Below are 21408 nucleotides of genomic sequence, written 5' to 3'. Positions count from 1 at the left end.
CCGCGCGGGCGGGCGGCGCGGGAGGGGGGGCCGCGGCCCCCGGGGGGGGGGGGGGGGGGGGTGGGGGGGGGGGGGGGGGGGGCCGCCCCCCCCCCGCCCCCCCCCGACCCGGGGGCCGTCGGCGGTGTGTCAGCGGCCGCTGACCGAGGGCGCGGGTGCGGGTGACCCGCCGGCCACCGCTCCCGGGTGCGCCGGGGGCACTGGCGCCGGCCGCAGCCCGGGCGGCACCGGCAGGGCGCTGCCCCGGACGAACTCGTCCCAGCTCACGTTCCACGCCGTCCAGCCGTTGCCGGCCTGCAACTGCACCTCGGTGCCCTTCACGGTGACCAGGTCACCGACCTGGGTCACTCCCATCAACCAGTCCGCCGCGGTGGCGGCGACGTTCGTGCACCCGTGCGAGACGTTGGTGCTGCCCTGGTCGCCCTCCGACCAGGGGGCCGAGTGGATGAACTCGCCGCCCCAGGTGAGTCGCTGGGCGTCATCGACGTCGACCACGTAGCCGCCGTCCGGCTCACCCCGGGTGTCGAACGTGGTCCGCTCGTGCTTCTCCATGATCACCATCTTGCCGCTCGAGGTGGGTGTACTCGCCTTGCCCAGGCTGACCGGGATCCGGCGGACCTGCTTGCCGTCGCGCAACACGGTCATCTGCTTGGTGTCGTTGTCGATCTCCAGCGCGACCTGCCGTCCGATCTTCGAGGTCGCGGTCCGCTCGGCGTCGCCGACCCGGTCCTTGCCGATCGGCAGGCCCTGCAGACCGGCCCGGACGCTGATCGTCGTCCCCGGACGCCAGAAATCGGGCGCCCGGTAATAGGCCTGAGTCCCGTCCTCCAGCCACGACCAGGCACCGGGCTGCGGCGGATTGGTCTTCACGAACAACCGTCGCTGCACGTCCGCTCTGGCCTCTTTCGGAATTCCCGGGTCGAACGCCACGGTTACCGGCATCGCCGTGCCGTACGTCCGGTTGCCGACGAAATAGAGCGTGCTGGTGATCTGCGGTTTGGTGGATTTGGCCATCGTGCTGAACGTGGTGGTTCGGGTCGTCGTGGCGCCCGAGTCGCCGGTCGCGGTCACCTCGGCGGTGTACGTCCGCTTCGGTTGCAACGGCGCGCTCGGCACCCAGCCGGAGCCGTCCTCACGGGGCTCGGCCGCGATCTGCTTCCCCTTGTCGTCCGTGAGCCGCACACCGGTGACCCGTCCGCCCTTGACCACGGTGCCCACCTCGGCGCTGACCGGCACCTCCCGCGCCTTGTCGCCCGGCGTCACCGTGAGCTCCGGCGGAGCGGCGTGCCGCTTGCCCGACGCGTCCCGATCCGCGGTGCACCCTCCCACAACCAGTGGTACGGCTGCGATGGTTACCGCCAACAGCGTCAATCGCCGCCTCAACGTCATGTTTCAGTCCCCCCGTTTTCGGCTTCCCTCCGCCATATTCTCGCCGCCTCGATCGGCGTGCCCATCCCATTCGGAAATAATCGGCGGCCCATTTATCGGCGCATTTTCCGGCGCTGAGCCAATTGGCGAAACAAAGGCATGACCGGCCCGGTCTGAGCGACACCGACCGACTCCGGCCGACCCGACCCGGGTCGTCCCGTCCGACCCCGACCACCACGATCTTGCACGTTCTGCCATCGTTGCGCGGGCTTTCGTCCCTGACCCGACGGGCAGGGATCCGGCCGTACGGCACCCGACTGCGCCGGGGTGGCGTCGGCGCAGGGAGGACGAGGTCAGGGCAGGTGACGCATCACGAGGATGGACTTTTGTCGCCTGGAGCGAAACTTCTGCTGATCGAGACGAAGCTTTGCCTTCGTCCGGAGGCAAGGGTAAGGTCGCGAATCAGATAGAAGGTTGCCCATTCGTCGATCGCCTCGCCGCCACCCGCCGGGTCGCCGTGTTCTGCTCCCGACAGGTCCGGGCCGCACCCGCGCGCCGTCCGTCATCGTCCCGCCGGATCCCCGATCCGGCCGGTTCGGCGCGCCCGGAGGCGGCAGCCGGTCGACCTCCGCCGACGGCGTGCCAGCCGTCAGGAAGGGACCACCACCATGGATCAACAGACCAACGGACCGGAGTCGGCACCGGCCTCCGAGCCGGTCAGCCGGCGGGGCCTGCTCCGCGCCGCGACCGTCTCCGCCGCCGCCCTCGGCACCGCCGGCCTGCTCGCCGGCCCGGCCGCCGCCACGCCGGCCGGACATACCCACGGTCGGCGCCGGGTGCCGGTGGACCGGATCAGCATCCAGCTCTACACGGTGCGCGACCAACTCGCCGCCGACCTGCCCGGCACCCTGACCGCACTGCGGCGGATCGGCTACCGGCGAGTGGAGCACGCCGGCTTCGTCGGGCGTACCGCGGCGCAGTTCCGGGCCGCGCTGGACGAGGCGGGGCTGCGGTCCACCTCCGGGCACACCGGCATCCCGCAGCCGTTCGACGCCGCCACCTGGGAACGCGCCCTCGCGGACGCGAACATCCTGGGCTGCAAGAAGATCGTCCACCCGTACTTCGGTCGCGACCCAGAGGGGCGCCCGATCCGGGACCCCGCCGTCTACCGTGCCCTCGCCCGGGATCTGAACCAGGCCGGCCGGCTCGCCGAGCGCGCCGGGCTGGACTTCGGCTACCACAACCACCAACTGGAGTTCGTGCCGCTGACCGACGGGTCGACCGGCTTCGACATCCTCACCCGGCAGACGGACCCGCGACTGGTCCACTTCGAACTCGACCTCTACTGGACCTGGCGGGGCGCACACGACCCGGTCGACGTGATCCGGGCCAACCGCGGCCGGATCCGCCAGGTGCACGTCAAGGACCTCGACGTCGAGGGTGGCTTCGCCGACCTCGGCGACGGCGTCATCGACTTCGGACGGATCTTCGCCCACGAACGGGAGGCGGGCATCGAGGAGTACATCGTGGAACGCGACGACGCGGGCACCCCGCCGCGCGCGCCCGCCGACGCCCTGGACACCGCCCGGGTCGGCTTCGACTATCTCGCCTCACTCCGGTACTGACGACCACCTCGGGGGACGACCTGATGAACAGGACCGCATTCGTGTCCGCCCTGCTGCTGGTGACGGCCGGCCTGGCCGCGCCACCGGCGGCCGCCGCGCCCGCGCCGGCCGCGGCGCCACCGGACAGCAGCTTCCAGAAGGTGACACTGAACGACTTCCCGGGCGAGCCGATGAGCCTCGCCGTCCTGCCCGACCTGCGGGTGCTGCACACCTCCCGCACCGGCGAGGTCCGCATCCACGACCCGCGCACCGGGCTGAACACCCTCGCCGCCGACATCCCGGTGTACGAGCACGATGAGGAGGGGCTGCAGGGGGTCGCCATCGACCCGAACTTCGCCCAGAACAAATGGGTCTACCTCTACTACTCGCCGCCGCTGAACACCCCGGTGGACGACCCGGCCACCCCCGACGTCAACGAGGGGGACGCGCCGCTGGTCGGCACCGAGGCGGACTGGCAGCGGTTCCGGGGGGCACTGCGGCTGTCCCGGTTCAAGCTGGACGGGATGAAGCTGAACCTCGGCACCGAGCAGCAGATCATCGACGTGCCCACCGACCGGGGCATCTGCTGCCACGTCGGCGGTCAGATCGACTTCGACAGCAAGGGCAACCTGTACCTGTCGACCGGTGACGACACGAACCCGTTCTTCTCCGACGGTTACATCCCGATCGACGAGCGGGCCGACCGGAACCCGGCGTTCGACGCCCAGCGCACCTCGGCCAACACGAACGACCTGCGCGGCAAGCTGCTGCGCATCCGGGTGCAACCCGGCGGCGGCTACAAGGTGCCGGCCGGCAACCTGTTCAAGCCGGGTACGGCACAGACCCGCCCGGAGATCTACGCGATGGGGCTGCGCAACGCGTTCCGGTTCGCCGTCGACCGGCGCACCGATGACGTCTACCTGGGCGACTACTCCCCGGACGCGTCCTCGTCCAACCCGGGGCGCGGGCCCGCCGGGCACGGCCGGTGGATGCTCATCGACAAGCCGGCGAACTACGGCTGGCCGTACTGCGTGACACCGGACATCGCGTACCGCGACTACGACTTCGCCACCGGCGAGTCCGGTTCGACGTTCAACTGCAAGCGCCCGGTCAACGACTCACCCCACAACACCGGGAAGCGGCAGCTGCCGCCGGTCGAGCAGCCACAGGTCTGGTACCCGTCCGCCGCCGCCGGGGAGTTCCCGCAGCTGGGCACCGGCGGCATCGGCCCGATGGGCGGCCCGGCGTACGACTACGACGGAACCAGCACCTCGCGGACCCGGTGGCCGGCCTACTACGACGGTGTGCCGCTGTTCTACGAGTGGACCCGGGACTACATCAAGGAGTTCCGCCTCGACTCCGACGGCGACGTGAAGGACATCCGGCCGGTGGTGCCGTCGCTGGTGGTGGACAACCCGATGGACATGGAGTTCGGCCCGGACGGCGCGCTCTACGTGCTGGAGTACGGCGACGGCTACTTCGCCGAGAACCCGGACGCCCAGCTGTCCCGGATCGACTTCGTCCGGGGCAACCGGACGCCGATCCCGAAGATCAGCGCGGACCCGACCGCCGGTCAGGCGCCGCTGACCGTGACCTTCTCCAGCGCGGGCACCACCGACCCGGACGGTGACGCGCTGCGTTACGCGTGGGACTTCAACGCGGACGGCTCGGTGGACAGCACCGAGGCGAATCCGGCCTGGACCTTCCAGGAGAACGGCGCGTACACCCCCACGCTGAAGGTCACCGACCGCACCGGACGCTCCGCCGCGGCGACCCTGCCGCTGCTGGTCGGGCCGCGCGCGCCGATCGTCGAGTTCGTCGCCCCGGTGGCCGGGCAACCCTTCCAGTTCGGGCAAACGGTCGCGTACCAGGTGAAGGTCACCGATGACCTGCCGGTGGACTGCTCCCGGGTGAAGGTCACCTACGTCCTCGGCCATGACGAGCACGGGCACCCGCTCTCCTCGGCGACGGGGTGCTCCGGCACCATCGCCACCTTCGTCGACGGTGGGCACGGCGGTGCTGACAACCTCACCGCAGTCTTCGTGGCGGAGTACACCGACGCGCCGACCGAGCCGGGCGTACCGCCGCAGACCGGCACGGCGACGGTCGTGCTGGATCCCGACCCGGTGGCCGGTCTGGCCGGCTGACCGGTCCTGACGACGGCGGCGGCCGGTGCACTCCGGCCGCCGCCGCTCAGCCCCAGTCGCTGTCGTCGTGGTTGTCGCGCCAGCGGCCGCCCACCGGCGGGGTGTCCAGCCGCAGCCCCTCGTCGGCGTTGCCGCCGAGGTCGTTCCCCTCGACCCGGCAGTCGACGCAGCTGCCCCGCTCGGTGATCCACAACCCGTTGGTCTGGGTCCGGCTCTCACGGTTGTCCCAGATCCGGTTGCCCCGGATCGTCGCCGAGTCGCACGCCGCGTCGATGGTGATGCCGGCCCGCCGCGCGGGCGCCGGGGACAGCTCGTACCGGCAGCCCGGCGGCGGGATGTCCCCGCTCCATGCGCTCAAGGCGTCGGGGCGGACCGGGGCGAGGGTGAGCTCGTCGCCGGTGTTCGAGGCGACCAGCGCCACGGATCGTCCGACCCGCAGCACCTTGCCCCGGTGCCCGTCGTGCGGCCAGTCGGCCGCCCGGTCCACCAGGGACCGCTCGCTGTAGCGGACCGTCTCGCCAGCACCGCCGGCCGCCTGCGCGAACTGCCGGCCGTTGTTGCGGATCCGGTTGTTGAGCAGTACCGCGTCGACCATCGGATGGTCGACCCGGACCGCGTCCAGTCCATTGCCCCAGAACTCGTTGCTCTCGATCACCACGTCCCGTGCCGGGCCCTGGTAACCGCGCCCGAGGTCGTGCCCGTGGTAGCCGTTCCGGCCGTTGTCGCTGATCCGGTTGCCCCGGATGGTGTAGGGGCCAGAGGTGTTGCCGATGCTGATCCCGTCGCCGATGTTGCCGTCGATGACGCAGTCGGTGAGCAGCCCACCCCGACCGGCCACGCCCGCGGTGCCCTCGGCCGAGACGTCGAAGCCGGCCTCCAGGTTGTCGGCCATCGTGCACGCGGAGACGATCAGCCCGTCCGCGCCCCAGTCGGAGATGCCGAACCGGTTGCCCTGACTGTGGCAGCCGATGATGCGGTACCCCCGGGGCGGGGACCAGTAGTCCTTCTGGAGTTCCAGGAAGATCCCGTTGGTGCCGTTGGCCAGGGTGGTGGAGTTGACGATGGTCAGCCGTTCCACCGCGCCCCAGCCGCCGATGCCCACGCCGATTCCCGCGCCGCCGATCTGCTCGCCGTTGTCCAGCCGGCCACAGCCGACCACCACCACACCGTCGATCAGGCTGTCCTGCAGGAAGTCGCACCCCAGCCCGGTGGCCGCGGTGTGGTGGATGTAGAGGTTGCGGAAGACACCGCGCACCACGTACTGGAGGCCGAGGCCCTTGGCCAGGTAGTTGTACTCGGCCATCGCCACCCCGGAGCCGTCGATCTCGAAGTCGGCGAAGGTGCAGTCGGCGATGTGCCGGTCCCGGCCCGCGCCGTGCTGCAGGACGGTCCAGTACGCCAACGGGGTCGGGTCGACCCGGTTGCACTCGTTGCTGAGCAGGAACCGGGTCGCCGCCGGCCCGGCCCCGACCAGCGAGACGCCGCTGCGCCACACCGTGCCGGCGTCCCGGATCGAGTAGATGCCCGGTGGGCAGTAGATGACGCGGGCCCGCCCGTCCGCCGCGTAGCCGTCGCCGAGCCGGTCCACGAGGGCAGCCAGCGCCGGCTGGTCGTTGGTTCGGCCGTCGCCGCACAGCCCGTACTCCCGCGCGTCGCAGTGCAGCGGCGCGCCGGCCGAGGCGGGCCGTCGCTCCCGGAACGCGTTGGGTACCTGGTACGCCACGAACCGGCTCCCTTCGACGCGGCGGTGCACTCCGCGGGGCCGACTTCCCGGTGACACGTTGGGGAAACCCCGGGCGTGCGCCGGCCCCGGCGCCGCACGGGCAGCGCCGGGGCCGGGGTACGCCGGGTCAGACGGCGGCGATCAGCAGCGCCGGCCGCTCCACGCAGTCGGCGACGTGCCGCAGGAAGCCACCGGCCACCCCACCGTCGCAGACCCGGTGGTCGAAGGTGAGGCTGAGCTGGGTCACCTTGCGCACGGCGAGCTGCCCGTCCACCACCCACGGCTTGTCCACGATCCGCCCCACGCCGAGCAGTGCCGCCTCGGGATGGTTGATGATCGGCGTAGAGCCGTCCACGCCGAACACCCCGTAGTTGTTCAGGGTGAAGGTGCCACCGGTCAGCCGGGCCGGCGCAAGGGTGCCCGCCCGCGCCGCCGCGGTGGTGGCCGCGAGTTCCGCGGCCAGCTCGGCGGTGGTGAGCCGCTGGGCGTCGCGCAGCACCGGCACCAGAAGGCCCCGGTCGGTCTGCGCGGCGATGCCCAGGTGCACCCCGGCGGACTGGACGATCCGCTGGGCCTCGGTGTCGACCCGGGCGTTGAGCTGCGGGAACCTGCGCAGCCCGGAGAGGCAGATCCGGGCCAGCAGGGCCAGGATGCTCACCGGCGCGTCCGGCGTCGCCGCGTTGATCGCGGCCCGGGTCTCCAGCAGCCCGGTGGCGTCCACGTCGACCCAGATGGTCACCTCGGGGATCTCCCGCCGGCTGCGGGAGAGCTTGTCGGCGATCGCCTTGCGGACGCCGGTGAGCGGGACGATCACATCGCCGTCGCCGCCCGGGATCACCGTCGCGTGCGCGTCCGGCACGGCCGCCAGCCGGGGGGCGGGCGCGGCCAGCGCCGCCTCCACGTCCGCGCGACGGATCACCCCGCCGGGCCCGGTGCCCCGCACCGTGCCCAGGTCGATCCCGCGCTCGCGGGCCAGCCGCCGGACGATCGGTGAGATGACCAGGGCGGCCGGGGCGGTCGTGCCGGCCGGGGCGCCGCCGGAGGACGCCTCGGTGCGGCCCGCCGGGCTGCCCGCGGCGGCCGGACCGGAGACATCGCCGGACGCGACGTCGGTGGGCTCGGGGGCCAGCGCCAGCCGGGGTCGGCGTCGGCGTCGGGTCGTCCCGCCGTGCCCGGTGCCGTACCCGATCAGCACGTTGCCGGAACCCGCGCGCTCCTCCTCGCGGTAGGTGGCGTGCCCGGCCGGCTCGGCACCGCCGTCCAGGGGCGCGATAGTGATCAACGGCTGGCCGACCGGACGGACCTCACCCGCCGCGCCGTGCAGGGTGACCACCCGCCCGGCGTACGGGCAGGGCACGTCGACGACCGCCTTGGCGGTCTCCACCTCGACCACGCTCTGGTCGACCGTGACCACGTCGCCGACCGCGACCCGCCACTCGACGATCTCCGCCTCGCTCAGCCCCTCGCCCAGGTCGGGCAGGAGGAAGACCTGCGTCCGCTCGACCGTGGTCATGCCGCGCTGCCCTGCATCGACCAGCGCGGGTCCGGCTGGTCGTCCCACTGCAACCGGGCCACCGCGTCGAGCACCCGGTCCACCCCGGGCAGGTGGGTGTGCTCCAGCATCGGCGCCGGGTACGGGATGTCCAGCCCGGCCACCCGCAGCACCGGGGCGTGCAGCGCGTGGAAGCAGCGCTCCTGCACCCGGGCGGCGATCTCCGCGCCGACGCCGGCGAACCCGGGCGCCTCCTGGATCACCACGCACCGGCCGGTGCGCCGGACGGAGGCGGTGATCGTGGCGTCGTCGAACGGCACGATGGTGCGCACGTCCACCACCTCCAGGTCCCAGCCCTCCTCGCGGGCGGCCTCGGCGGCCTCCAGCGCGACCGGCACCGCCGGCCCGTACGCCACCAGGGTGGCGTCGCGCCCGGGCCGGCGCACGACCGCCCGGCCGAACGGTTCGGTACGCGCCGGCAGCTCCGCGTCGGCGCTGGCGAAGTAGAGCTTCTTGGGCTCCATGAAGACCACCGGGTCCGGGTCCTCGATCGCCTCCCGCAACAGGGAGTACGCATCCTGCACGGTCGCCGGGGTGACGACCTTCAGACCCGGGGTGTGCGCGTAGTACGCCTCGGACGAGTCGCAGTGGTGCTCCACCCCGCCGATCCCGCCGGCGTACGGCACCCGGATGACGATCGGCACGCTCAGCGCGCCCCTGGTGCGGTTGCGCAGCTTCGCCACGTGCGAGGCGATCTGCTCGAAGGCCGGGTACGCGAACGCGTCGAACTGCATCTCGACCACCGGCCGCAACCCGGACATGGCCAGGCCGACGGCGAAGCCGACGATGCCGGCCTCGGCGAGGGGGGTGTCGAAGCAGCGCTTCTCGCCGAACCGGGCCTGCAGGCCGTCGGTGATCCGGAAGACGCCGCCGAGCTGGCCGACGTCCTCACCGAAGACGACCACCCGCTCGTCGGCGGCGAGGGCGTCGGCGAGCGCGGTGTTGAGGGCCTTCGCCATGGTGGTGGCCATCAGGCGTCACCCTCCTCGTCGTGCGCGGCGGCCAGCTCGGCGCGGACCTGCTCGCGCTGCTCCAGCAGCTGCGGGGTGGGCTCGGCGTAGACGTGGTCGAAGAGGCTCAGCGGGTCGACCGCGGGCTGCTCGTTCATCCGGGTCCGCAGGTCCGCCGCGTACGCCTCGGCCTGCTCGGCGATCTCGGCGACCGCCGCGTCGTCGAGCACCCCGCGCGAGCGCAGGTAGGTCTCCAGCCGGGTGACCGGGTCCCGGTCCCGCCAGGCGTCGACCTCGGCGCCGTCACGGTAGCGGGTCGCGTCGTCGGCGTTGGTGTGCGGCTCCATCCGGTAGGTGTGCGCCTCCACCAGGAACGGCCCCTTGCCGGCGCGGGCGTGCTCCACCGCGCGGGTGAGCACGGCGAGCACCGCGACCGGGTCGTTGCCGTCGACCTGCTCGCTGGGCACGCCGTAACCGACGCCCTTGTAGGCCAGCGACGGCGCCGCGGTCTGCCGGGACAGCGGGACGCTGATCGCGTACCGGTTGTTCTGGACGAAGTAGACCACCGGCGCCTTGAACACGGCGGCGAAGTTGATCCCCTCGTGGAAGTCACCCTCGCTGGTCGCGCCGTCGCCGATGAAGGCCAGCGCCACCGTGTCGCGCCCCTGGTACACCTCGCCGTGCGCCAGCCCGGCAGCGTGCACGCACTGGGTGGCGAGTGGCGTGCACTGCGGTGCGGTCCGCATCGCGGCCGGGTCGTAGCCGCAGTGCCAGTCGCCGCGCAGCAGGGTGAGCACCTCGACCGGGTCGATGCCCCGGGCGACCAGTGCCATCGACTCGCGGTAGGTGGGGAACACCCAGTCGGTGTCCCGGACCGCGAGCACCGCGGCGACCTGGCACGCCTCCTGTCCCCGGGAGGACGGGTAGACGGCGAGCCGGCCCTGCTTGGTCAGCGCCGTCGCCTGGGTGTCGAACCGGCGGCCGAGCACCATCCGGCGGTACAGCTCACGCAGCGCCTCGACGGGCGGCTCCGGGTAGTCGGTGCGGGCGGGCAGCGGGGTGCCGCTCGGGTCGAGCAGGCGGACGGGCTCGGCGTCGGGCAGCAGCGGGCGCGCCGGGTCGGGCGGGGTGGCCGCCCGACGGGTGCGCGGGGATGCCCTGCGGACCGCCTGGGGAGTGGTCGTCACGGCGGAACCTCCTGGGACGTGTGGTGGGCCTATGCTTCCGCCTGTCGGATGATTGACTCAAGATCCAGGTGGAAGGCGGGACGGTTGGCATGCAAAGGGCGCATCAGTGAGCCAGGAAGCCACCGACGGGGCGGGCCGGGCGACCGGATCGGGACGATCGGCCCGACCCCTGGACGAGGTGGACCGGCGGATCCTCGACGAGCTGGTCCGTGACGGGCGGACCTCGGTGCGCACCCTCGCCGAGCGGATCCACATCTCCCGCACCAACGCGTACGCCCGGGTGGAGCGACTGCTCCGCGACGGAGTGATCACCGGTTTCCGGGCCCAGGTGGCGCCCGTGGCGGCCGGCCTGGGCACCTCGGCGTACATCGCGCTGACGATCGAGCAGAACACCTGGCGGGAGGTTTCCGCGGAGCTGGCCCAGGTGCGCTACATCGAGCACGCCGCGCTGCTCGGCGGCGACCACGACGTGCTCGCGCTGGTCCGCGCACCGGACAACGCCGCGCTGCGGGACGTCGTGCTGGGCCGGGTGCAGAGCATCCCGGGGGTGCTGTCCACCCGCACCTGGCTGGTCTTCGAGGAGTTCGACGGGGCGGGCAGCCCCTGGGCGTGAGGTGCAAGGAAGGGTCCCCTATTAACGCCTGGCGTTAATAGGGGACCCTTCCTTGCCGCTCCGGCGGGGCCTCCAGCCCCTCCCGGTCGGCCAGCTCCAGCAGCGGCTCCAGCGAGTGCCGGTCGCCGTCCAGGCCGGCGTGTGGGTCACCCCGCTCCGCGAACCGGGCCGGCACGGAAAGCACGTCGAAGTCCTCCGGGCGGGCGTCGTCCAGCTCCGCCCAGTCCAGCGGCGCCGACACCAGAGCCTGCGGCGTGGGCCGGATCGAGTACGCCGACGTCACGGTGTGGTCCCGGGCCATCTGGTTGTAGTCGACGAAGACCGGCTTGTCCCGCTGCTCGCGCCACCAGGTGGTGGTGACCAGCTCCGGCAGGCGACGCTGCATCTCCCGGCCCAGCGCGAGCACCGCCCGCCGGCACTCGCCGAAGCTCCACCGCGGCTCGATCGACAGGTAGACGTGCAGCCCCCGGCCTCCGGTGGTCTTCGGGTAACCGGTCATGCCCAGCTCGGCGAGGAACGCCCGCACCTCGTGGGCCACCGGCACGACCTGCGCGAACTCGACGCCGGGCATCGGGTCGAGGTCGATGCGCAGCTGGTCGGGGCGCTCCACGTCGGCGGCGGTCACCGGCCACGGATGAAAGCGCAGCGTCCCCAGGTTGGCCGCCCAGATCACCACGGCCAGCTCGCTCGGCGCGACCTCGTCGGCGGTACGGCCACTGGGGAAGGTGATGTGCGCGGTGCGCACCCACTCGGGCGCGCCCGCCGGCAGCCGCTTCTGATAGAACGCGTCACCCCGGTTGGTCTGCCGGGTGGCGATTGTTGCGCCCTCGAAGACGCCGCGCGGCCAGCGTTCCAGCATGGTCGGCCGGTCCCGCAGCGCGCGCAGGATGCCGTCACCCACCGCCAGGAAGTAGCGGACCACGTCCAGCTTGGTCAGCCCGCGCTCGGGGAAGTACGGCTTGTCGGGGCTGGAGACGCGGACCAGCCGCTCCCCCACCTGGATCTCCTCCGCTGCCTTGGCCACGCCCACGAGGGTACGACGCCGGCGGGCTCCTCGCGGTCATCGACCGGAGACGAGCAGGGCGCGACGCGGACCGATCTGCCCGGCCCGCGGGCCCGGTCAGGTGACCAGGAGGACGCCGACCAGGATCAGCGGCAACCCGACGAACAGGAAGATGCCGAAGCCGGTGAGCACCCGCCCGCCCCCGGCCTCCTCGCGCTCCGGCGCGAGCCCGAAGGTGGCACGCGGGCCGAGCATGCCGATCCGGCTCAGCGTCAGGTCGCCGGTCACTCCGAACAGCGCGCCCACCACCATCAGCGCGATCCCCAGTCGGCCGGTGTAGTCACCCCCGTCGACCGCCACCCAGACCGCTGCGGCGGCCCCGACCAGAACAGCGGCGATCAGGAACAGCAGCAGCGCTTCGCGCAGACCCCGGACGACCGTCATCGTCGATTCCACCCCTCCGTCTCGGGGCGGCCCGGCCGTCCCGGACGGACATTGTGCCCCATCGACCTCCTGCGGCGCTGTCCCGAACCGGACCGGACCGCGCGGCATCGAGGGGATCGCCTGGACGTGGGTCGATGTGCCGTCGGGGGTCAGCGCGGCGGATGCCGGTCATCGACCGGCATCCGCCCGCACCCGGGCGACATTCGCCGCGGTCAGCGCTTCTCCTGCTGCATCCGGGACATCAGCATCTGCTTGCCCTGCTCACCCGCCTTGCGGCTGTTTTCCTGGATCAGGCGGAACCAGTTGGCCAGTTCACTGTCGCCATGCTGCTCGGCGTCGGCGATGTACGTGTCCATCCGGTACACGTTCTCCAGTGACATCTGCAACGCCCGGATCAAGTCGTAGTTCTTGTCCTTCACCGGGCTGATCTGCTCCTTGACCATCGTCGCCACGGCGCACCTCCCCTGTCGGCTCGCGTTGAAGCCCACGCTTACCCAACCGAGTGGCGTTCACGCCCGACCCCCGACCTGCGCCGGTGGCGCGGTTACCCGGCAGCCGGGCCGGGTAGGGGGTGCCGCATGGCCGAATTGGCAACCTTGTGGATCATCCGACATGGCGAGAGCACCGCGAACGTGGCGGCAAGCGAGGCCGAGTCCTCCGGTGCCGACCTGATCGGGCTCACCCACCGGGACGCCGACGTGCCGCTCTCCCCCACCGGCCAGGAGCAGGCCCGGGCCACCGGCCGCTGGCTGGCCGGGCTGCCCGCGGACCGGCGCCCGGACGTGGCGGTGGTCTCGCCGTACCTGCGCGCGGTCTCCACCGCCGAACTGGCACTGCACGGCACCGGGGTGCCGCTCAGCCGGGACGAGCGGCTGCGCGACCGGGAGCTGGGCATCCTCGACGGGCTGACCGGGCACGGGGTGCGCCGGCGGTTCCCGGACGAGGCCGACCGCCGCGCCCGGCTGGGCAAGTTCTACTACCGGCCGCCCGGCGGGGAATCCTGGACCGACGTGGCGCTGCGGCTGCGGACGCTCCTCGGCGACCTGCGCCGGGACCATGCCGACCAGCGGGTGCTGCTCTTCGGCCACGACGCACTGGTCTTCCTGCTGCGCTTCCTGGTGGAGGGGCTGACCGAGCCGGAACTGATGGCGCTGACCCGCGAACACGTGATCGCCAACTGCTCGATCACCCACTGGTCGGTCGACACCGACGGCCGGCTGGCGCTGGCCGGGTTCAACGAGGTGGGCCACCTACGCCGGCAGGGCGCCCGGCCGACCAGGGAGGACGAGGTCCATGCCGAGCCGGTCTGAGGTGAAGGTGATCACGCCGGGGCTGCTGCGGAACTGGGAGCTGCCGGTCCCGACCGGCGGCAAGGAGAGCCGGGGCACCGTGCTGGTGGTCGGCGGCTCCCGTTTCACCCCCGGGGCGGTGCTGCTCGCCGGGGTCGCCGCGTTGCGCGCCGGCGCGGGGGTTCTCCAGCTCACCGCCGCCGAGTCCACCGCTGCCACGCTGAGCGTCCAGGTGCCCGAGGCGCTGGTGATCGGGCTGCCGGAGACCCCGACCGGCGCGGTCGCCGCGGACCGGGACGGCCAGCTCGGCGAGTTGATCGGTCATGCCGACGTGGTGGCCCTCGGGCCGGGGCTGAAAGGGATCGACGAGACGCGCGAGCTGCTGCACCCGGTCCTGGACGCGGCGGGGCCGCGCACCCCGCTGGTGCTCGACGCGTACGCCCTGGGCGCACTCAGCCACGAGCCGGGCCTGCTGGTCGGCTCGGGGCGACCGGCGGTGCTGACCCCGAACGTCACCGAGGCCGGGCACCTGCTCGGCCGCGACCCGGGCGACGACCTGGACGCCGAGGCGGCCGAGCTGGCCGTCCGGTACGAGGCGGTCGTCTCGCTCTACGGCCACGTGGCCACCCCGGACGGGCGGCGCTGGCGCGAGGAGAGCGGCGACGCCGGGCTTGGCACCTCGGGCAGCGGGGACGTGCTCGCCGGGCTACTGGCCGGGCTACTCTCCCGGGGCGCCGAGCCGGCCCAGGCCGCCTGCTGGGCGTCGTTCGCGCACGCGGTGAGCGGCCAGCGGCTGATCCCCCGGTACGGCCGGATCGGCTTCCTGGCCCGGGAACTGCTCGACGAGATCCCCCGCACGCTGGCCACGGTCTGACACCTTTCGTCCCACCTGCCGGGGTGTGTGTAACGCCACACCGACCGTCCGCGCTCGACTACCAGAGACGGGCATCCCGCCCGCCCTCGGCCGGTCACTCCCCGCCCGGGAGCGCACCGGTTGGTCCCCGCTCCTGGGAGTCCGCGTGAAAAACCTCCGCAACAAGACACTGGCCGCCGCGTCCGCGGTGACGCTCGGGGTCGGTCTCGCCGTCACCGGCGCACTGGCGCCGGCCACGGCCGCCGGCCCGGACACGACGTTCCTGGTTCTCGCCCCGCAGGGCGCGGCGAACGACAGGGCCGCTGCCCGGGTGGCCGCCGCCAAGGGCACCGTGATGGCCAGCTACGAGCAGATCGGTGTGCTCGTCGCCCGCTCCAGCAACCCCGACTTCGCCACCGAGGTGGCGGGAGCCGGGGTCGAGTCGGTGGCCGCGACCACCGGGCTCGGCACCGCTCTCGACGAGGGCGAGACCGTGGAGGTCTCCGCCGCCGACCTCGCCAGCGCCACCGGTGACCCGACCGCCGAGCCCCTGTTCGGCCAGCAGTGGGACATGCCGATGATCGGCGTCCCGCAGGCCCACGCCGTCACCACCGGAAGCGCGGACGTAGTGGTGGGCGTGCTGGACAGCGGCATCTCCTCCAGTCACCCCGACCTGGCCAGCCAGATCGCCAAGGACAAGAGCACGTCCTGCCTTGGCGGCGTCGTCGACACCACCGAGGCGGCCTGGAACCCGACCACATCCGATCACGGCACCCACGTGGCGGGCACCATCGCCGCCGCCATCAACGGCGTCGGCGTCACCGGCGTCGCCCCAGGCGTCAAGGTGGCCGCCGTCAAGGTGGTCAACAACGACGGCTTCATCTACCCCGAGGCGGCGGTCTGCGGCTTCCTCTGGGCCGCCGAGCACGGCATGAAGGTCACGAACAACAGCTACTACATCGACCCGTGGGAGTTCAACTGCCGCAACGACGCGCGCCAGCGACCGGTGTGGCAGGCCGTGCAGCGTGCCATCCGCTATTCGCACAGCAAGGGCGTGCTCAACGTCGCGTCCGCGGGCAACTCCAACGTCGATCTGGCCCACAAGACGGTCGACGCGGGCAGCCCGAACAACGGGACGCCCGAGGTGCGCGACATCAACAGCGCCTGCCTCGACCTGCCGGCCGAGGCGCCGGGCGTGGTGACCGTCTCGGCGGTGGGCCCGACCGGGGAAAAGAGCTACTACTCCTCGTACGGCCAGGGTGTCGTGGACGTCACCGCTCCGGGTGGTGACACCCGGTTCCGCACCCAGGGTGCCCAGTCGACGCTGACCGACGGCATCCTGTCCACCACCTTCAACACGGCGACGCGGACCAACGGCTGGGGCTACAAGCAGGGCACCTCGATGTCCGGCCCGCACGTCGCCGGCGTCGCGGCGCTGGCGGCCTCGGCCCACCCGGACATGTCCCCGGGCCAGCTGGCGTCGTTCCTGGAGCGCACGGCTCGGGCGCAGAGCTGCCCCGCGGGTGTCTACAACCCGGTCCCGCTGCTGGGTGCCGTCTACGACGCGACCTGCTCCGGCGGGGCGCGGAACGGCTTCTACGGCGCGGGCATGGTGAGCGCGTACGGCGTGGTCCGCTGACCAACGGTACGACCAGTGTGGGGCCCGGCGCTTCGGCGCCGGGCCCCACCCGTTCAGGGTAACCCTGTTTCCGCAGTTCATCCCTCGGGTACGGGATCGACACCAGACGAGATCCAGGGAGGTCATGCCGGTGTCGACCGATGCCATCGTCCTGCTCAAAGAGGACCACAAGGAATCGTCCTGCTCAAAGAGGACCACAAGGAGATGCGCCGCCTGTTCAAGGCCTTCCAGGATGCCGAGGAGGGGCCGGCGAGCCAGCGGCAGAAGCTGGTGGGCCAGATCCTGGAGGCTCTGACGGTGCACACCTACCTGGAGAACGAGGTGATGTACCCGGAGATCCGCCGGCTCCTGCCCGACCTGGAGGACGACATCCTCGAGTCGTACGAGGAGCACCACGTCGCCGACCTGCTCTGCTTCGAGCTGGCCAGCATGGACGCCGACGACGAGCGCTTCAACCCCAAGACGACGGTGCTGATCGAGAACGTGACGCACCACGTCGAGGAGGAGGAGCAGGAGTGGTTCCCCAAGGTGCGCGAGCAGCTCGGCCGTAAGCAGCTCCAGGAGATCGGCGAGAAGATGATCGCGCTGCGCGCGGACGCGCCGCGTTCGCCCGGCGAGCCGAAGGCGATCAAGAAGGCGATCGATGCCGTGACCGCTTGAGCGGTGCTCGACCAACCACCCCGGCGGTCGCGTCCGGAGGTCGGCCGGGCGGGCCCGGGCCGGCCCGGTAGGATCGGCGCGGGCCGTTACTGGCGCGTGGGGATGGAGAACCATCGGGGAGCGGCCCCGTCACGAGGACGTTTGCCGAGCGCCTGGGCCTTCCGCACGTCTGTAGGAGGTCGCATGTCGCGCAACGCCGAGTCCACCGCATTCCGGAGTGCCCTTGAGGTGATCCGGGCTGTCGAGCCGCGGGTGGCCGACGCCATCGGCGCCGAGCTGACCGATCAGCGGGAGTCTCTCAAGCTCATCGCCAGCGAGAACTACGCCTCCCCGGCGACCCTGCTCGCGATGGGCAACTGGTTCAGCGACAAGTACGCCGAGGGCACCGTCGGGCGCCGCTTCTACGCCGGTTGCCAGAACGTCGACACCGTCGAGGCGCTCGCCGCCGAGCACGCCCGCGAGCTGTTCGGCGCGGCGCACGCCTACGTGCAGCCGCACTCGGGCATCGACGCCAACCTGGTCGCGTTCTGGGCGGTGCTGGCCGACCGGGTGGAGTCCCCCGCGCTGAAGAAGGCGCAGGTGCGTCAGGTCAACGACCTCACCGAGGCCGACTGGTTCGCGCTGCGCCGCGAGCTGGGCAACCAGCGGATGCTCGGCATGTCGCTGGACGCCGGCGGCCACCTCACCCACGGCTTCCGGCCGAACATCTCGGGCAAGATGTTCGACCAGCGCAGCTACGGCACCGACCCGGCGACCGGCCTGATCGACTACGACCGGGTGGCCGAGGCGGCCCGCGAGTTCAAGCCGCTGATCCTGGTCGGCGGCTACTCGGCGTACCCCCGGAAGGTGAACTTCCGGATCCTGCGGGAGATCGCCGACTCGGTCGGCGCCACCTTCATGGTCGACATGGCGCACTTCGCGGGCCTGGTGGCGGGCAAGGTGTTCACCGGCGACTTCGACCCGGTGCCGCACGCGCACATCGTCACCACCACCACGCACAAGTCGCTGCGCGGCCCGCGTGGCGGCATGGTGCTCTGCCAGCCCGAGCTGGCCGACCAGGTGGACCGGGGCTGCCCGATGGTGCTCGGTGGCCCGCTGCCGCACGTGATGGCCGCCAAGGCGGTCGCCCTCGCGGAGGCCCGCCGCCCCGACTTCGCCGACTACGCCCAGCGGATCGTGGACAACGCGCAGGCCCTCGCGGAGGGGCTGCTGCGCCGGGGCGCGAAGCTGGTCACCGGCGGCACCGACAACCACCTGGTGCTGATCGACGTGTCCGGCTACGGGCTCACCGGCCGGCAGGCCGAGCAGGCGCTGCTGGACTCGGGCATCGTCACCAACCGCAACTCGGTCCCGCACGACCCGAACGGCGCGTGGTACACCTCGGGCATCCGGGTCGGCACCCCGGCTCTGACCACCCGGGGCCTGGGCACCGCGGAAATGGACCAGACCGCGGAGCTGATGCACACGGTGCTCACCCAGACCACGGCCGGCGCCAACGCCGACGGCACCCCCTCGAAGGCCAAGTACACCCTCGACCCGGCCCTCGCCGACAAGATCGCCCGCCAGGCCACCGAGCTGCTGGCCCCCCACCCGCTCTACCCCGCCATCGACCTGGCCTGACGCTCAGGCTGGTCGCCGCGCCGGGCCGCCTCGATCACGGTGGGTAACGCCGTCGGTGGCGCTCGCTCGGACGAGTGCGATACCTCTGAGTCATCGATATGACTTAGAGGTATCGCACTCGCGGAACCGACCTGGCCGACACCGGCCGGCCCCGCACCGGTCTGGCGGGCGGGCGCGCCTCAGGCTAGGGGGCGCTTGAGGTGGTAGCGGTGAACCTCGGTGCTGCCCTGGACGTTGTTCACGTCCTCGGCGGCGGAGACCAGTTCCCAGCCCTCCCGGCCGACCCGATTGAGGTGGGCGATGGCGGTGTCACCGAAGGCGGTGATGTCCCTGCGCGACCCGTCCGGCGCGTACCAGACGAACGAGACGTGAAAATTGCGGCCCTGTCCCTGATAGCGGCGGACGAGCAGGGCGTACTCCCAGGCAACCATGCGGCCCATTATGACCGCCGCCGGCTGCCAGCGCGCAGCTCGGCGGGCGGCCGACCAGCACCTCGGCTGCGCCCAACGCGAGCGCCCGCACCAAGACGTCCACTGTTACCACCACCGTCCGGCAACCCGCCGCGACGACCCGGTCCAGCAGGTCGCGGACCAGTGCCCGCCCACGTCGATGATGGGCTTCGCAACCCGCACCCGCCACCGACCCCAGCCGTCCGGCGTAAAGTCGGTTGCGGACCTAGTCCGGTCCCCGCAGGCTCGGGCGGATGAACGCACAGGACCTCCCCGACGTACCCGACACCGACGACGCCGTGGCCGGCCGGATCGACGAGGCACTGGTCCGCCGCCTGGTCGCCGACCAGTTCCCGCACTGGGCCGAGCTGCCGGTACGCGCGGTGGAGGTCGACGGCTGGGACAACCGCACCTTCCACCTGGGCGACGCGATGACCGTGCGGCTGCCCAGCAGCGAGGGGTACGCCCTCCAGGTCGCCAAGGAACAGCGCTGGCTGCCGGTGCTCGGCGAACGGCTGCCACTGGAGGTGCCCACCCCCCTGGCCCACGGTCGGGCGGGCGCCGGCTACCCGTACCCGTGGTCGGTCTACCGATGGATCGACGGACGGACCGCCCGGCCCGAGCGGATCGACGACCTGACCCGATTCGCCACCGACCTCGCCGGCTTCCTGCGCGCCCTACGGCGCGGCGACGCCACGGGCGGCCCCACCGCCGGCCGGCACAGCGCCTGGCGGGGCGCGCCGCTGTCCACCTACGACGCCGAAACCCGGGCCGCGATCGAAACGCACCGTGACCAGCTACCCGTCGCCGCCGTCAACGACATCTGGCAGGCCGCCCTCGACGCCACGTGGGCCGGGCCGCCGGTCTGGTTCCACGGCGACGTCGCGGCCGGCAACCTGCTGGTCCGCGACGGCCGGCTGGCCGCCGTCATCGACTTCGGCTGCTGTGGTGTCGGCGATCCCGCCTGCGACACCGTGATCGCCTGGACGCTGCTGCACGGCCCGAGCAGGGCCGCCTTCCACGACGCGCTCGACGTCGACGCGGCCACCTGGGCTCGCGGGCGCGGCTGGGCGCTGTGGAAGGCGCTGATCACCCTGGACAATCCGGAGCCGGCCAAGGCGGCCGAAGCCCGACACGTGCTCGGCCACCTGCTCGCCGAGCACACCGTGGCCCGCTGACTCCCCGTACGGTGTGGACATGGCAAGCTGGGAGGACGCCCGCCGGATCGCGCTCGCACTGCCCGGGACCACCGAGCGGGCCTCGTACGACGGGCTGCCCGCCTGGCGGGTGCGGGACAAGGCGTTCGTCTGGGAGAGGCCGCTGCGGCGGGCCGACCTGGCCGCCCTCGGCACCGCCGCGCCCGACGGGCCGATCCTCGGCGTCCGGGTGCCCGACCTCGGCGTCAAGGAGGCCCTGCTCGCCGACGACCCGTCGGTCTACTTCACCACCCCGCACTTCGAGGGCTACCCGGCGGTGCTGGTCCGGCTCGACCGGATCGGCGTGCCCGAGCTGACCGAGGTGATCACCGAGGCGTGGTACGCCCGCGCCCCCAAGCGGCTCGCCGCCGCCCACCGCGCCCAGCAGGAGCCGGCCGGCGGCTAGCTCGGCGGGGTGCGGCAGATGCACGCGATCGTCTTCGACCTGGACGGCACGCTGATCGCCTCCACGTCAGCGGCCGGCCAGGGCCGGGGTGGCGTGTTCGGTGCCGCAGCGCGGGCAGCGCAGCTGGACCTCGGCGGCCCCGGGCGCCCGTAGCCGCTGACCGCAACCGCAGGTGAACACCGGCCGGGCCGCCCGCAGGTACTCGTGAAGGCCAGCAGGGACAGCACGAAGACCGCCCGCACCCCGCCAGGCGCCCAGCGGGCCACGCCGTACCCGCCGCAGCGCGGGCAGTTCGGCGTGGCGCGGTGCGGCACGGACCGCAGCGCCTTCGGTGCGAGCCACTCGACCAGTCGCTTGAGGATCTCCTCGACCATCTTGGTCGCCATGGTCTGGAGGAACGAGCTGAGCACTGACGCCACCTCCGGCCCGCATCGCCACGACTCCGGCCCACCGCAATCGTGACCGGCCGGCGCCATCAACCCGCCCCAGCGCGCCGACGCCGCCGCACGGGCGACATCAATCCGACGGTGCGAGCCACACCCGGCCGGGGAGTTCGTCGCGCGTTCGTCTCGTGGCCGTGCGGGCGTCGGCTGGGGCGGCTAGCGTCGGCCGTCGTCCCCCCGCTCCGGGCCCGTCCGGCCGGCCGGACGGTCGGCGCGGGGCCGGGGCACCCCCCGCCCCCCCGGCGCGGGGGGGAGGGAGGGC

The 21408-nt window shown here is 72.5% G+C and carries 20 protein-coding genes and 1 riboswitch; of the genes, 10 read left to right on the top strand and 10 right to left on the bottom strand.

The genetic code is table 11. The features are described 5' to 3' along the window. Positions 1-129: 129 nt before the first annotated feature. Positions 130-1389, bottom strand: a complete 1260-nt coding sequence (locus ACWD6N_RS34770; protein WP_354962231.1) for a L,D-transpeptidase — start codon at positions 1387-1389, stop codon at positions 130-132. 647 nt (positions 1390-2036) lie between these two features. On the opposite strand from ACWD6N_RS34770, the gene ACWD6N_RS34765 reads away from it, so the two are divergent. Further along, positions 2037-2993 carry a sugar phosphate isomerase/epimerase family protein gene (locus tag ACWD6N_RS34765; protein ID WP_354962232.1) on the top strand — a complete coding sequence of 319 codons (957 nt, stop codon included), beginning with the start codon at positions 2037-2039 and terminating at the stop codon, positions 2991-2993. 23 nt (positions 2994-3016) lie between these two features. Then, positions 3017-5119, top strand: a complete 2103-nt coding sequence (locus tag ACWD6N_RS34760; protein WP_354962233.1) for a PQQ-dependent sugar dehydrogenase — start codon at positions 3017-3019, stop codon at positions 5117-5119. A gap of 46 nt (positions 5120-5165) precedes the next feature. Here ACWD6N_RS34760 and ACWD6N_RS34755 read toward each other — a convergent pair whose 3' ends face one another. The 4 genes from ACWD6N_RS34755 to pdhA all read right to left on the bottom strand — a co-directional run bounded on the left by ACWD6N_RS34755 (position 5166) and on the right by pdhA (position 10531). Further along, on the bottom strand, positions 5166-6842 hold the full coding sequence (locus ACWD6N_RS34755; RefSeq protein WP_354962234.1) for a right-handed parallel beta-helix repeat-containing protein: 1677 nt from the start codon (positions 6840-6842) through the stop codon (positions 5166-5168). 127 nt (positions 6843-6969) lie between these two features. After that, entirely contained in the window at positions 6970-8355 is a 1386-nt protein-coding gene (locus ACWD6N_RS34750; protein WP_387322347.1) for a dihydrolipoamide acetyltransferase family protein, read from the bottom strand. Beyond that, a complete protein-coding gene (locus tag ACWD6N_RS34745) occupies positions 8352-9368 on the bottom strand; it encodes an alpha-ketoacid dehydrogenase subunit beta (RefSeq protein WP_450006278.1) in 1017 nt (338 codons plus the stop codon). Before ACWD6N_RS34745 ends, ACWD6N_RS34750 begins: the two co-directional genes overlap by 4 nt. After that, a complete protein-coding gene (pdhA, locus tag ACWD6N_RS34740) occupies positions 9365-10531 on the bottom strand; it encodes a pyruvate dehydrogenase (acetyl-transferring) E1 component subunit alpha (protein WP_450006276.1) in 1167 nt (388 codons plus the stop codon). Before pdhA ends, ACWD6N_RS34745 begins: the two co-directional genes overlap by 4 nt. Positions 10532-10709: 178 nt before the next feature. On the opposite strand from pdhA, the gene ACWD6N_RS34735 reads away from it, so the two are divergent. Beyond that, entirely contained in the window at positions 10710-11144 is a 435-nt protein-coding gene (locus ACWD6N_RS34735) for an Lrp/AsnC family transcriptional regulator (protein ID WP_387322814.1), read from the top strand. A 34-nt stretch (positions 11145-11178) separates the two neighbouring features. On the opposite strand, the gene ACWD6N_RS34730 is transcribed toward ACWD6N_RS34735, so the two are convergent. The 3 genes from ACWD6N_RS34730 to ACWD6N_RS34720 form a co-directional block, all read right to left on the bottom strand. Next, positions 11179-12168, bottom strand: coding sequence for a DNA polymerase domain-containing protein (locus ACWD6N_RS34730; protein ID WP_450006274.1), 990 nt, complete (start codon positions 12166-12168; stop codon positions 11179-11181). Between the two features lie 96 nt (positions 12169-12264). Beyond that, on the bottom strand, positions 12265-12591 hold the full coding sequence (locus ACWD6N_RS34725) for a hypothetical protein (RefSeq protein WP_450006272.1): 327 nt from the start codon (positions 12589-12591) through the stop codon (positions 12265-12267). 212 nt (positions 12592-12803) lie between these two features. Next, positions 12804-13034, bottom strand: a complete 231-nt coding sequence (locus ACWD6N_RS34720; RefSeq protein WP_354962578.1) for a hypothetical protein — start codon at positions 13032-13034, stop codon at positions 12804-12806. A 135-nt stretch (positions 13035-13169) separates the two neighbouring features. Between ACWD6N_RS34720 and ACWD6N_RS34715 the strand changes: the two genes are divergently transcribed. From ACWD6N_RS34715 to ACWD6N_RS34695, 5 genes are all read left to right on the top strand, one after another. After that, positions 13170-13901, top strand: coding sequence for a histidine phosphatase family protein (locus tag ACWD6N_RS34715; RefSeq protein WP_354962240.1), 732 nt, complete (start codon positions 13170-13172; stop codon positions 13899-13901). Next, positions 13885-14754 carry an NAD(P)H-hydrate dehydratase gene (locus ACWD6N_RS34710; RefSeq protein WP_354962241.1) on the top strand — a complete coding sequence of 290 codons (870 nt, stop codon included), beginning with the start codon at positions 13885-13887 and terminating at the stop codon, positions 14752-14754. The genes ACWD6N_RS34715 and ACWD6N_RS34710 overlap by 17 nt, the downstream gene beginning before the upstream one ends. Before the next feature lie 145 nt (positions 14755-14899). Further along, the gene (locus tag ACWD6N_RS34705; protein ID WP_387322342.1) at positions 14900-16372 is read left to right on the top strand and encodes a S8 family peptidase; all 1473 of its coding nucleotides are present in this window, start codon (positions 14900-14902) and stop codon (positions 16370-16372) included. A gap of 174 nt (positions 16373-16546) precedes the next feature. After that, positions 16547-17032 carry a hemerythrin domain-containing protein gene (locus tag ACWD6N_RS34700; RefSeq protein WP_354962579.1) on the top strand — a complete coding sequence of 162 codons (486 nt, stop codon included), beginning with the start codon at positions 16547-16549 and terminating at the stop codon, positions 17030-17032. A 75-nt stretch (positions 17033-17107) separates the two neighbouring features. Then, a riboswitch (ZMP/ZTP riboswitch) is annotated at positions 17108-17197 on the top strand. 18 nt (positions 17198-17215) lie between these two features. Further along, positions 17216-18652, top strand: a complete 1437-nt coding sequence (locus tag ACWD6N_RS34695) for a glycine hydroxymethyltransferase (protein ID WP_354962243.1) — start codon at positions 17216-17218, stop codon at positions 18650-18652. 179 nt (positions 18653-18831) lie between these two features. Here ACWD6N_RS34695 and ACWD6N_RS34690 read toward each other — a convergent pair whose 3' ends face one another. Then, positions 18832-19092: a hypothetical protein gene (locus ACWD6N_RS34690; RefSeq protein ID WP_089020799.1), complete on the bottom strand. Its 261-nt coding sequence runs from the start codon at positions 19090-19092 to the stop codon at positions 18832-18834. Positions 19093-19355: 263 nt separating this feature from the next. On the opposite strand from ACWD6N_RS34690, the gene ACWD6N_RS34685 reads away from it, so the two are divergent. Then, entirely contained in the window at positions 19356-20279 is a 924-nt protein-coding gene (locus ACWD6N_RS34685) for an aminoglycoside phosphotransferase family protein (RefSeq protein WP_354962244.1), read from the top strand. 19 nt (positions 20280-20298) lie between these two features. Further along, a complete protein-coding gene (locus ACWD6N_RS34680) occupies positions 20299-20703 on the top strand; it encodes an MmcQ/YjbR family DNA-binding protein (RefSeq protein WP_354962245.1) in 405 nt (134 codons plus the stop codon). Here ACWD6N_RS34680 and ACWD6N_RS34675 read toward each other — a convergent pair. Further along, positions 20700-21113: a hypothetical protein gene (locus ACWD6N_RS34675; RefSeq protein WP_354962246.1), complete on the bottom strand. Its 414-nt coding sequence runs from the start codon at positions 21111-21113 to the stop codon at positions 20700-20702. The two genes, ACWD6N_RS34680 and ACWD6N_RS34675, sit on opposite strands and share 4 nt — an antisense overlap. Positions 21114-21408 lie beyond the last annotated feature (295 nt).

The sequence above is a fragment of the Micromonospora sp. NPDC005163 genome (assembly GCF_053599835.1).
Note: the sequence above shows the minus strand (reverse complement) of the source record. Positions and strands in the feature narration are given on the sequence as shown.